This window comes from Candidatus Palauibacter sp. (genome assembly GCF_965261555.1).
Classification (GTDB): Bacteria; Gemmatimonadota; Gemmatimonadetes; order Palauibacterales; family Palauibacteraceae; genus Palauibacter.
Map to the genome: position 1 here is coordinate 683,997 of NZ_OZ253465.1, position 12,075 is coordinate 696,071.

10 protein-coding genes are annotated in these 12,075 nt (G+C 69.3%); all 10 read left to right on the plus strand.

The genetic code is table 11. The features are described from left to right. Window positions 1-99 precede the first annotated feature (99 nt). The 10 genes from ACQY5G_RS02960 (at window position 100) to ACQY5G_RS03005 (ending at window position 12,054) form a co-directional block, all read left to right on the plus strand. The gene (locus ACQY5G_RS02960; protein WP_428276840.1) at window positions 100-1,503 is read left to right on the plus strand and encodes an NTP/NDP exchange transporter; all 1,404 of its coding nucleotides are present in this window, start codon (window positions 100-102) and stop codon (window positions 1,501-1,503) included. 7 nt (window positions 1,504-1,510) lie between these two features. Beyond that, entirely contained in the window at window positions 1,511-2,335 is an 825-nt protein-coding gene (locus tag ACQY5G_RS02965) for a glycerophosphodiester phosphodiesterase (protein WP_428276842.1), read from the plus strand. Next, on the plus strand, window positions 2,322-3,551 hold the full coding sequence (dinB, locus tag ACQY5G_RS02970; protein ID WP_428276844.1) for a DNA polymerase IV: 1,230 nt from the start codon (window positions 2,322-2,324) through the stop codon (window positions 3,549-3,551). Before ACQY5G_RS02965 ends, dinB begins: the two co-directional genes overlap by 14 nt. Window positions 3,552-3,553: 2 nt before the next feature. Next, on the plus strand, window positions 3,554-4,057 hold the full coding sequence (locus ACQY5G_RS02975; RefSeq protein WP_428276847.1) for a PH domain-containing protein: 504 nt from the start codon (window positions 3,554-3,556) through the stop codon (window positions 4,055-4,057). Window positions 4,058-4,063: 6 nt separating this feature from the next. Beyond that, window positions 4,064-4,651, plus strand: a complete 588-nt coding sequence (locus ACQY5G_RS02980; protein WP_428276849.1) for an HDIG domain-containing metalloprotein — start codon at window positions 4,064-4,066, stop codon at window positions 4,649-4,651. 41 nt (window positions 4,652-4,692) lie between these two features. After that, entirely contained in the window at window positions 4,693-4,812 is a 120-nt protein-coding gene (locus ACQY5G_RS02985; protein WP_428276851.1) for a methionine/alanine import family NSS transporter small subunit, read from the plus strand. A gap of 23 nt (window positions 4,813-4,835) precedes the next feature. Then, entirely contained in the window at window positions 4,836-5,597 is a 762-nt protein-coding gene (locus ACQY5G_RS02990) for a TonB family protein (RefSeq protein WP_428276853.1), read from the plus strand. A gap of 453 nt (window positions 5,598-6,050) precedes the next feature. Next, the gene (locus ACQY5G_RS02995; protein ID WP_428276855.1) at window positions 6,051-6,968 is read left to right on the plus strand and encodes a hypothetical protein; all 918 of its coding nucleotides are present in this window, start codon (window positions 6,051-6,053) and stop codon (window positions 6,966-6,968) included. 66 nt (window positions 6,969-7,034) lie between these two features. Next, complete coding sequence (gene carB / locus ACQY5G_RS03000; RefSeq protein WP_428276857.1) at window positions 7,035-10,298, plus strand: carbamoyl-phosphate synthase large subunit; 3,264 nt, start codon at window positions 7,035-7,037, stop codon at window positions 10,296-10,298. 115 nt (window positions 10,299-10,413) lie between these two features. After that, complete coding sequence (locus tag ACQY5G_RS03005) at window positions 10,414-12,054, plus strand: amidohydrolase (RefSeq protein WP_428276859.1); 1,641 nt, start codon at window positions 10,414-10,416, stop codon at window positions 12,052-12,054. Window positions 12,055-12,075: the final 21 nt, after the last annotated feature.

Below are 12,075 nucleotides of genomic sequence, written 5' to 3' on the forward strand. Positions count from 1 at the left end.
GGAAGCTCCGGGGTGGCGCTTCATTGTGGCTCTGCTTGCCGGTCGATGGAAAAAGGGATTCTCTTCAGAGAACCTCGGAACCTAACGGCGGGAGCGAACGTGGCCAGCTTGCAGGAAGTGATCCTCAACTTCTCGAGACGAGTCCTCAACATGAGGCGGGGCGAATTCGGTCTCGCGATGATGTCCGCGCTCTTCTTCTTCCTCGTCCTCTGCGGCTACTTTTTCCTCCGTCCCGTGCGGGAGGCGATGGGAGTCGCCCGCGGGATGGACGAACTGCGCTGGCTCTTCGCCGTGACGTCGCTCGGCTCCCTGTTCGCGGTCCTCGTCTTCGGGGGCGTCGTCGCGCGGACGAACCGGCGGCGCTTCATCCCGATCGCGTACCTGTTCGTCATCGCCTGCCTGATCGGTTTCGCGACGCTCCTTATCCAGGACGTGCGGGCGGGCGGCGGGCTCATCGGCACCGATGCGGAGACCGGTCTCGCACGCGGTGTCGGGTACACGTTCTACGTGTGGCTGAGCGTCATCAACCTCTTCTCGACGAGCGTGTTCTGGGCCTTCATGGTCGATGTGTTCGACGTCGACCAGGGGAAGAGAATGTTCCCCTTCATCGGGATCGGCGGCACGCTTGGGGCGCTCGCCGGGGGGCGCGGCGCGAGCCTCGTCAGCGGCCTCACCGAGAGTCCGTACCTGCCCGCCGGTCTCATGCTCATCGGCGCCGGCTGCTTCGCGCTGGCGATCGCCGTCATGCTGATCCTCGACCGGAGGGCCGGGGCCTCGAACCTCTCACGGCTCGGAACGGGCCCGGCGGGCGGACCGGCGGCGGCGGACGGCGAGGCGGCGGGAACCGAAGGCGGGCGGCGCGGCGATGGGGGCACGCGGATCGGAGGCGGGGCGCTCGAAGGGCTGCGGGCCGTGTTCACCTCGCCCTACCTGCTCGGCGTCGGCCTCTGGGTCGTGTTCATGGCGATCTCGAACACGCTGATCTACTTCACGCAGGCGAACGTGATCCTCGAGGCCACGGATACGTTCAGCCAACGCGTGGGAAGCTTCGCCGACTTTGACTCGCTGGCGCAGTTCGGCACCCTGCTGACGCAGATCTTCATCACGACGCACCTGATCCGGAAGCTGGGGGTCGGGTGGACGCTGGCCATCCTGCCCCTCGTGACCGTGCTCGGGTTCGTCGTGCTGGCGGTGTGGCCGGTCTACGGCGTGATGATGATCTTCCAGGCCGTCCACCGCGCGACGCGCTACGCCGTGTCCCGGCCCTCCCGCGAGACGCTGTTCTCGGTCGTGCCGCCGGCGGAGAAGTACAAGGGGAAGCCGATCGTCGATGTCTTCCTGTACCGGGGCGGCGACTTGGCGGGCGCCGGCATCGACAGCCTGTTCGCGGTGCTCGGACTGACGCTCGCGTGGGTGGCCATGTCGACGGCGCCGCTGGCCGGCATGTGGATCGCGCTCTCCATCGGGCTCGGTCAGGCGCAGGCCCGACGCATCTCTTCCTGAGCCGCCCGTGCTGCCCGACGATCTCTTCGGCCCCGGCTCTCCGCTGCGCGTCATCGGCCACCGGGGGGCGGCGGCGTTCGCGCCCGAGAACACGCTCCCGTCCTTCGAACACGCGGTGCGCGTGGGGGCCGACGCGGTGGAACTCGACCTCCACCGGAGCGCGGACGGCCGCCTCATGGTCATCCACGATCCGAGCCTCGAGCGCCTCACCGAGGGGACGGGCCCCGTGGAGGAGCGGACGCTCGACGAGTTGCGCGCCTTCGACGCCGGATACTGCTTCACGACGGACCACGGGAAGACGTTTCCGTTTCGGGGGACGGGTGTCGGCATCCCCACCCTCGAAGAGGTCCTCGAGGTGCTGGGGGATCTGCCCGTCGTGGCGGAGATCAAGTCCGCGGCCGCGGGGCACGAACTCGGCGCGTGGCTGCAGCGGAGCCGGAATCGCGCGGACCGGGAGCGGATCCTGGTCGGCGGCTTCGAGCGCGGGGAAGTGGAGCCCGCGAGCCGGCACGCGCGCTGGCACTGCGCCTACCAGGACGAACTCCGCACGTACGTCCTTCTCGGCAAGGTCGGCCTCGGCCGGCGGTTCGCCCCCGCCGGTTGCGCGGCCGCCATGCTGCCGGAACGGCAGGGCGCGCTGCGCATCGTGACGCCGCGCTTCGTGCGGCGCGCCCACGCCGACGGCATGGGGGTCTTCGTCTGGACCGTGAACCCCGCCGACGACATGCGGCGCCTCCTGGACTGGGGCGTGGATGGGCTCGTGACCGACGCCCCGGGGCGCGCCCGCCGGATCCTGGACGAGCGGGAGGTGGGGGGAGATGCCGGAGCCTGAAGCGCGGCCGCGCACGATCCTCCACGTGGACATGGATGCCTTCTATGCCGCGGTCGAGATCCGCGAGGACCCGTCGCTGCGCGGGAAGCCGGTCATCATCGGATCCGCGCCGCGCCAGGGCCGGGGCCGGGGCGTCGTCTCGACGGCGAACTACGAGGCCCGGCGCTACGGGATCCACTCCGCGATGCCGATCTCGCAGGCGTGGCGCCGCTGCCCCGACGGCGCCTACGTGCGACCGCGCATCGCCTTCTACGCGGAGATCTCCGGGCGAATCTTCGACATCTTCCGCTCCTTCACGGACCAGGTGGAGACGCTCTCGCTCGACGAGGCCTTCCTCGACGTGACGGCGAGCCGGCGGCTGTTCGGCACGGGACCGGAGATCGCGGCGCGGATCCGGCAGCGGATCGCCGAGGAGGAGCGACTCACGGCCTCCGTCGGCGTCGCCTCGAACAAGTACGTGGCGAAGGTGGCGAGCGACCTCAGGAAGCCGGACGCGCTCGTCGTCGTGCCGCCCGGCACCGAACGGGAGTTCCTGGCGCCCCTTTCCGTTTCGCGACTCTGGGGGGCGGGGCCGAAGGTGCAGACCCGCCTGGCCCGGCTCGGTCTCCGGACGATCGGGGATGTGGCGCGCAACGAACCCGAGTTCCTCGAGGCTTCCCTGGGCCGGAAGCTGGGGCGGCGCCTCCACGAACTCGCGAACGGCCTCGACGTGCGGAGAGTCGACCCGCGGCCGGGCCGGAAGTCGCTCGGCAAGGAAGTGACCTTCCCGAAGGACGTCGAGGACCGCGCCCGGGTCGAGCGGACGCTGCTCGCCCTCTGCGAGGCGGTCGCGCGGTCCCTGCGCAGGAAGGGGATCGCGGGGCGCACCGTGCAGTTGAAGCTGCGCTGGGACGGCTTCGAGACGCACACGCGCCAGCGGACGCTCGGGCGGCCGGCGGACATGACGGAGGTCATCTGGCCCGTCGCCCGGGAGCTGTTCCGGGAGGCCGACGATCCCCGCCGCCTGGTCCGGCTCGTCGGGGTCAGCCTTTCCGGCTTCGACCATCCCGAGGGCGCGCAACTCGGGCTCCTGGATGACGTCGACGACGACCCGGCGACCTCCGACGGGGAGAGCCGGCGCCGGCTGGCGAAGACGATGGACGCCGTGGCGGACCGGTTCGGCCGGGACGCGCTGAAGCGGGCCGCCCTTCTCGACTCGAACGAGCGAGGCACATAGCGATGCAGGTATTCCCGATTCCGCCGGCCTCCGGGCGCGGCATCCTCTGGTTCTTCATCATCATGATGGTCGTGCTCGGCGCCGTGACGCTGATGATGGGCTGGGCGGCCTGGTCCACCCGGAACAGCCGGGCCGAAGTCTCGCCCGCGGGGCTGAAGCTGGTGGGAGACCTCTGGGGGCGAACCATCCCCCTCGACCGTCTCGAACTCGACGACGCGCGCGTCGTGGACCTCCGCGGCGAACCCGACCTCGTCCCGCGCCGACGCACCATGGGGACGGCGCTCGGGGACTACTCCGCGGGATGGTTCCGGCTCCGCAGCGGCGAGAAGGCACTCCTCTACCTCACGGACCGGCGACGGGTGGTGTACATTCCCACGCTCGACGGGTACTCGCTCCTCCTGAGCCAGAGCGACCCCCGGCGCTTTCTGGACGCCCTGCACGACGCGACCGGCGACGCGACCGACAGCGCGGCCGGCAACAGCGATGAAGCCACCGAAGGAGAGTGACGACGGATGCTCCCCACACGGGATGAAGCGCTCGCGATCGTCCACGAATACACCGAGAGCCCCGGACTCCGGCGCCACATGCTGGCGGTGGAGGCCGCCATGCGCGCCTACGCGAGGAAGTACGGCGAGGACGAGGACCGCTGGGGCGTGACGGGGCTGCTGCACGACTTCGACTACGAGCGCTGGCCCAACCACGACCACGCGGCGGATTCGGAGCATCCCTCGACCGGGGTCGCCATCCTCCGCGAGAAGGGGGTGGACGAGGACATCCTCGAGACGATCATGGCCCACGCGGACTACACGGATGTCGAAGCGACGACGCTGATGTCGAAGACGCTCCGGGCCGTGGACGAACTCACCGGCTTCATCACCGCCTGTGCCCTCGTGCGGCCGACCCGGCTCGCCGGCATGAAGACCCGTTCCGTACGAAAGAAGATGAAGGACAAGGCGTTCGCCGCCGCCGTGAGCCGGGACGAAATGATCGAGAATTGCGCTGAACTCGGCGAAGACATGGGCGAGCACATCGCCTTCGTCATCGCCGCCATGCAGCTTGCGGCGGAAGATCTCGGCCTGAACGGCCCCGCCGCGGGCTGAACCGCCGTGAAGAACGCCGCCCGATTCGGAGGTGCCCGAGCATGACCACGACGACGATCATCATGATGGTCCTCATCCTCGGATTCGTCTGGGGAGGACTCGCCGTCCTCGCGTCGGTCGCCTGGCGCAAGGAAGGCGCCAAGCGAGGCGGAGAGAGCTAACCGCCCACCATGGGCCACCCGCAATGAGGGAGAGGCGGCGCGCGGGACGGATCCTCCTGGTGACGCTGGCCGCGCTGGCGGTCGGGTCGTGCTTCCTCCCCATCCCGCGCGCGATGCGCCCGCCCGAAGCGGTCGTCTCCGACTCGGCGGCCGCGCGACAGGACTCGATCGCGAGAGCCGAGCAGGCCGCAGCCGCCCGACGCGACTCCATCCTCGCCGCGGAGCGCGAGGCCGCACGGCAGGATTCGATCGCGAGGGCGCAGCGGGAGGCCGCCCGACAGGACTCGATCGCGAGGGCCGCCGCGCGCCGGGACTCCATCCTCGCCGCGGAGCGGGAAGCCGCGCGCCGGGACTCGCTGGAGGCGGCCCGGCGCGACTCCCTGATCGCGGCCGCCCGACGCGACTCGATCGCCAGCATCGAGGCAGCCCGGGCCGCGGCCGCCGCGGAGTTGGCGCAGCTCCGCGAATCGGGCCCCGTCTACGTCGCCCACGATGAGGCGCCCCGCCTCGTGTGGGACACCGAGGCCGAGGCCGCGCTGGCCACGACGCTGCTGCCCGTGATCCGCGGCGAGGGGCTCGACCCGAACATCACGACCTCCGTCTGGCTTCTCGTGCGGACCGATGGAAGGGTCGAGGCGACCGTGATCCAGGTCTCTTCCGGCGACGGCGCCTTCGACGCGGCAGCCGTGCGGGCGGCCCGCGGACTGCTCTTCGCCCCCGCCCTCCGCGGCGGGCGCGCGGCGCCCGTCTGGGTCCTGCGCGAAATCTCGCTCCTCATGCGGTAGCCGGTGTTTTCGGCGCTGTTCAGGGGACTCGGCGGGACCGCCGAGTGGACTCGAGATGAGGATCGCCACCCGCACAGTGCGCGACTGAGCCGCCGCGCATTCACCCGTTTGGTCGGCTCGTTCATCCTCCTGGAGTCCGCGGGTCCTTCCACCGCCTCCGGCGCCGCGTTGGGGGAGTACTCACGGTACGGCTCTTCCGGCGCGGCGGGCGCCATTCCGGCGAACCGTACCGAAACGAACCCGGGAGTGCCCGGGCAGCAGGCCGTGCGGGGGACTATCGACCTGACGATAGGCCGGACCGAGGGGGACGAGCGGTATCTCTTCGGGCGGATCCTCGGCTTGGCGTTGGACGCTCGCGGTCGAATCTACGTGTCCGATCTACACGCCGGCGTTCGTGTGTACGGGCCCTCGGGTGAGTTTCTCTTCCAGTTGGGTCGGATTGGCGGCGGGCCGTTGGAATACAGACGCTACCCAAGCAGCACGGCCATCCTGCCGGACGGACACCTGTGGATCGTGTCGTTTGAGGACAAGGTGCTGCGGGCCGATCCGGCGCAGGACGACGTATCCGCAGGTCTGGAGGTGGTACGCGTCGGGTCGAGCGGGAGTTGGTTGTACGATGGTCTGTTGGCCCTCGATCCCGAGGGAATGCTCATCGCGTCGGGAGGCGAGCCGGATCGGCGCGACGGACTCCGCAGGCGGCGCGTTTCGCTGCGCGATGGAAGTACCGTCTCGAAGACCAACCCGTGGGCGCTGCGACCAACGCCGGAGGAGATGGGCTGGCGGTTGTCGCCGAAGTTCTCACGGGCGGAGCTGGCGGAGGCCGAGGAATGGAATGCGTTGGGGTACTTGTATGGATTGGGCGGCCCTCCCCCTTACGGAACCGATCGGCTCATGGCGTTCTCGACCGACGGCCGGGTCGCCCTGGCGGTGACGACGACGTATCGCGTCGACATCTACGATTCTCTCCTGCGCCCCGTGACGGTCATCGAGCGGGACGAGCAAGGGCCGCAGCTGACGGCTGCCGAACGGCGGAATGCGGTCGCGCACACCGCGGCACGCCGCCGCGACGAAGAGTTCTACCCCTATGTTGACAGCGACATCCCGGACCGGAAGCCGCCGCTACGAGATCTGTGGTTCGACCGGGACGGGCGGCTGTGGCTCGAGCGCTACCTGGCGAACGAGCCGCAGCAACAGGGGGCCGACGTGTACGGCGTGGATGGGGACTACCTCTTTTCGGCTGAGTGGCCGCGCGGCGTGGATTTCGGTTACGGGGCAATTCGGGGCGACACCGGCCTCGGCGTCCAGACGGACGCACTCGGCATCCCGCGCGTTGTCCGTGTGCGGTTCAGTGCCGAGGAGGCGGATCCGTGACCGCCTCGCGGCGTCCTGCGTGATATACTGTTGCGGCCCGCTCCCGGCGGATAGCTTGCGCGCCCGATGCCACGCCGCGACGACATCTCCTCGATTCTTCTCATAGGCTCCGGCCCGATCGTGATCGGCCAGGCCTGCGAGTTCGACTACTCCGGGACGCAGGCCTGCCGGGCGCTCCGCGAGGAGGGATATCGAGTCATCCTCGTGAACTCGAATCCCGCCACGATCATGACGGACCCGGACATCGCCGACGCGACCTACATCGAGCCGCTGACGGCCGACTGGGTCGCGCGGGTCATCGAGGCGGAGAAACCCGACGCGCTCATCCCGACGATGGGCGGCCAGACCGCGCTCAACGTCGCGCTCGAACTCGCCGAACGCGGGGTTCTCGACGAGCACGGGGTGGAGTTGATCGGCGCCGATGTCCGGGCGATCCAGCTTGCCGAGGACCGCGAGCAGTTCGCCGAAGCCATGGAACGGATCGGTCTCGCGCTGCCCCCCGGCGGCTTCGCCCGCTCGCTCGACGAGGCGCTCGCCCTCGTCGAGGACACGGGATTCCCCGCCATCATCCGGCCGTCCTTCACCCTCGGCGGCACCGGCGGAAGCACCGCGTACAACCGCGAGGAGTTCGAGGACCTCGTCCGCTCCGGCATCCGCTCCTCGCCGATCGGAGAGGTGCTCATCGACAAGAGCATCATCGGCTGGAAGGAGTTCGAACTCGAGGTGATGCGAGACCGGGCGGACAACGTCGTCATCGTCTGCTCGATCGAGAACTTCGACGCCATGGGCGTTCACACGGGCGATTCGATCACCGTCGCGCCGGCGCTCACCCTCTCGGACCGCGAGTACCAGGCGATGCGGGATGCGGCGATCGCCTGCATCCGCGAGATCGGCGTGGACGCGGGCGGCTGCAACATCCAGTTCGCCGTGCATCCGACGACCGGCGAGATGCTCGTCATCGAGATGAACCCGAGGGTGTCCCGGAGTTCGGCGCTCGCGTCGAAGGCGACCGGCTTCCCGATCGCGCGCATCGGCGCCAAGCTCGCCGTCGGCTACCGCCTCGACGAGATCCCCAACGCGATCACGCAGGTGACGCCTTCCTGCTTCGAGCCGGTGCTCGACTACATGGTCGTGAAGATCCCGCGCTTCGCGTTCGAGAAGTTCCCGAAGGCCGACGCGACGCTCGGCGTGCAGATGAAGGCCGTGGGCGAGGTGATGGCGATCGGTCGCACCTTCCAGCAGGCGTGGCTGAAGGGCTTCCGCGCGCTCGAGAACGGGCGGTCGGGGTGGCTGCCCTCGCCGGACCCCGACGCGGACCGCCTAGAGGACGACGCCGTCGATACGGTGCGGGCCGCGATCCGCACCGCGACGCCCGAACGCCCCTTCCAGCTCTACCGCGCCTTCCAGGCGGGCCTCTCCGTGGACGAGATCAACCGGATCACGGGTATCGACCCCTGGTTCCTCTCCCAACTCGAGGAACTGGTGCGCGAGGGCCAGGCCTTCGCGGCGGCCGGGGAGGTCACGCCTGACGACGTCGAACGGTTGAAGCGCATCGGCTTCGGCGACGCGGAGCTGGGACAGTTGCGCGGGATTCCGGAAGCCGAGGTGCGCGAGGTGCGCCAGGCCGCCGGACTCCGGCCCGTCTACAAGACGGTCGACACCTGCGCGGGCGAGTTCCCCGCCGCCACGCCGTACCTCTACTCGACCTACGAGGACGAGAACGAATCCGAGCGCTCGGACCGGCGGAAGATCATCATCCTCGGCAGCGGCCCGAACCGCATCGGACAGGGCATCGAGTTCGACTACTGCTGCGTTTCGGCCTCGCTCGCGCTGCGCGACGAAGGGTTCGAGACGATCATGATCAACTCGAATCCCGAGACCGTCTCCACCGACTTCGACATCTCGAACAAGCTCTACTTCGAGCCGCTCACGGTGGAGGACGTGCTCGCGATCGTGGAGCAGGAGGAGCCGGAGGGCGTCATCGTCCAGTTCGGCGGACAGACGCCGCTGACGATCGCGCGCAAGCTCGAACAACTCGGCGTCCCCATCCTCGGGACGAGCGTGGAGTCGATCGACCGCACCGAGGACCGCCGCCGCTTCGACGAACTCTGCCGTGAGCTCGGGGTTCCGATGCCGCCGGGCGGGACGGCGACGAGCATCGAGGAGGCGCTGGCGATCGCGGAGGAGATCGGGTATCCCGTTCTCGTCCGGCCCAGCTACGTGCTCGGCGGCCGCGCCATGGAGATCGTGTACGACCCGGTCTCGCTGCGGGAGTACTTCGCGCGCGCGGTGCAGGCGTCGCCCGAGCATCCCGTGCTCCTCGACCGGTTCCTCGAGGACGCGTGGGAGGCGGATGTCGACGCGGTGTGCGACGGGGAGACCGTCCTGATCGGCGGGATCATGGAGCACATCGAGGAGGCGGGCATCCACTCGGGCGACTCGGCCTGCGTCCTGCCGCCCTACCTCCTGCGAGACGTCGACATGGAAGCCATGCGCCGCTTCACGCGGGACTTCGCGCGGGCGCTGGACGTCCGGGGCCTCATCAACGTGCAGTTCGCCGTGCACGAGAAGACGGTGTACGTGCTCGAGGTGAATCCGCGCGCGAGCCGCACGGTGCCGTTCGTCAGCAAGGCGACGGGGGTCCCGCTCGCGCGGGTCGCCGCGCGGGTGCTCGCCGGCGTGAAGCTCGCCGATCTCGGACTCGGGGGCGAACTCGTCCCGCACCAGGTCTCCGTGAAGGAAGCGGTGCTCCCCTTCGACAAGATCCCGGATGCGGACACCGTGCTCGGGCCGGAGATGCGTTCCACGGGGGAGGTCATGGGATACGCGGACAGCTTCGGGCTCGCGTTCGCGAAATCGCAGATCTCCGTCTACCAGGGGCTGCCGACGGAGGGGGCCGTCGCGATCACCGTGCACGACCAGGACAAGCCGAACATGGTGCCGGTCGCGCGCCGTTTCCACGAACTCGGCTTCACGGTCCTCGCCACGGAGGGGACGGCGAGGTATCTGCGCGGCCGCGGCGTTCCGTGCGAGCGCATCCTCAAGGTGCACGAGGGGCGTCCGAACCTCCTCGACCGCATCGTCTCGGGCGAGGTGCAACTCCTCCTGAACACCCCGCTCGGCAAGCACGCCCAGTACGACGACTACATGATCCGCCGCGCCGCGGTCTCCCGCCGCGTGCCCTACACGACGACGCTCTCCGCGGCATCCGCGGCCGCCGACGCGATCATCGCCCTTCGCCACCGCCGGCACACGGTCCACAGCCTCCAGGCGCGTGACGTCGCCGAAGCGGAAGAGGACCGGCTCACGAGGACCGCCGGCTCCGTCTGACGTTCCCGCGGGGAGGCCTCCCCGGGCCGACGCCATCCCACTTTCCGACGCGGGCCGCCCACACTTATGCTACGGAGGCACTTTGCCTTTCGGTTCCCTTCGCCCCGGTGCGTCCATGGGTACAATCGGTAGACGAACGCTCGCAGCCACGCTGGTCGCCCTTCTCTCCGCTCCCACGGCTCTGGCGGCCGTGCAGGGCCTCCCCGACGATGAACTCGCGCCCCTCGTGGCCCGTGTCGAGGAAGGCGTACTCGAGCGCGCCAAGCTCGCCCAGGTCATGGTCGACAAGATCTTCTCCTTCTCCGAACTGGGGCAGCAGGAGATCGAGACCTCGGCCTACATCACCGGGATCCTGGAGGAGAACGGCTTCACCGTCGAGTACGGGCCCGTGGGCATCCCGACCGCCTGGTTCGCGCGCTGGGGCAGCGGCTCGCCCGTCATCTCCTTCGGATCCGACATCGATGGAATTCCGAAGGCCAACCAGAAGCCCGGCGTCGCCTATCACGACCCGCTGATTCCGGGCGCGCCCGGCCACGGCGAAGGTCACAACTCCGGGCAGGCCGTGAACGTCGTGGCGGCGCTCGCGCTGAAGGACGTCATGGAGGCCGAGGGGATCGAGGGCACGCTCGTGCTCTGGCCCGGGGTCGCCGAAGAGCAGCTGGGCTCCAAGGCCTGGTACGTGCGGGACGGCTATCTCGAGGACATCGACGTCACCCTCTTCACGCACGTGAGCAGCAACCTGTCGGTGAGCTGGGGCCAGGGGAGCGGCACGGGGCTCGTCTCCGTGGAGTTCACCTTCGAGGGCGAGGCCGCCCACGGCGCGGGCGCTCCCTGGCGGGGCCGCAGCGCGCTCGACGCGGTCGAACTGATGAACGTCGCCTGGAACTTCCGGCGCGAGCACCTGCGACCCGACCAGCGCTCCCACTACGTGATCAGCGACGGCGGCGACCAGCCGAACGTCGTGCCGCCGAGCGCTTCGGTATGGTACTTCATCCGCGAGATGGACTACGAGGACATCAAGCGCAACTTCGACACGGCCATCCGCATCGCGGAAGGCGCGGCCCTGATGACCGACACCGAAATGTCGTACCGGATCATCGGAGCCGCCTGGCCGCGACACTTCAACAAGGTCGTGGCCGAAACGATGCACGAACACATCGAGGAGGTCGGGCTTCCGGAGTGGACCGACGACGACCACGACTTCGCGAGCGCCGTGCAGCAGTCGGTGGGAAGCGTCCCATCCGGGATGCCCATCGCCCTCTCGGGCCTGGGGGAGCCGGGGCCGCGCCGGAGCGGCGGGTCCGACGACATCGGCGACATCTCGTGGAACGTGCCCACGGTGACGCTGCGCTTCCCGTCGAACGTGCCGGGGCTTCCGGGTCACCACTGGTCGAGCGCCATGGCGATGGCGACCCCCATCGCGCACAAGGGCGCGGTCGCCGGCGCGCGCGTCATGGCCCGCACGGCGCTCCAGCTCTTCGCCCAGCCGAAGCTCGTCGACGACGCGTGGACCTACTTCCGGGAGGAACAGACCTCCGCCATGGAGTATGTCCCCTTCATCGGCCCGGACGACCCGCCCCCGATCGACCTCAACAGGGAGATCATGGACACCTTCCGTCCGCTCCTTGAGAAGTTCTATTATGACGAGACGCGCTTCGACACGTATCTTGATCAGTTGGGGATCAAGTATCCGACTCTCTCGCGGCCGGCTTCGGCTTCCGCGGAGGACCGGCGGGATCACCCGGGATCGGATTGAGGACATTCGCAACCGGAGTTT

Excerpts from the sequence above, each read along its gene's own strand:
- ACQY5G_RS02980 (WP_428276849.1), top strand. The coding sequence starts at position 4,064 with ATGCTCCCCACACGGGATGAAGCGCTCGCGATCGTCCACGAATACACC.
- dinB (WP_428276844.1), top strand. The coding sequence starts at position 2,322 with ATGCCGGAGCCTGAAGCGCGGCCGCGCACGATCCTCCACGTGGACATG.
- carB (WP_428276857.1), top strand. The coding sequence starts at position 7,035 with ATGCCACGCCGCGACGACATCTCCTCGATTCTTCTCATAGGCTCCGGC.
- ACQY5G_RS02985 (WP_428276851.1), top strand. The coding sequence starts at position 4,693 with ATGACCACGACGACGATCATCATGATGGTCCTCATCCTCGGATTCGTC.
- ACQY5G_RS03005 (WP_428276859.1), top strand. The coding sequence starts at position 10,414 with ATGGGTACAATCGGTAGACGAACGCTCGCAGCCACGCTGGTCGCCCTT.
- ACQY5G_RS02975 (WP_428276847.1), top strand. The coding sequence starts at position 3,554 with ATGCAGGTATTCCCGATTCCGCCGGCCTCCGGGCGCGGCATCCTCTGG.
- ACQY5G_RS02990 (WP_428276853.1), top strand. The coding sequence starts at position 4,836 with ATGAGGGAGAGGCGGCGCGCGGGACGGATCCTCCTGGTGACGCTGGCC.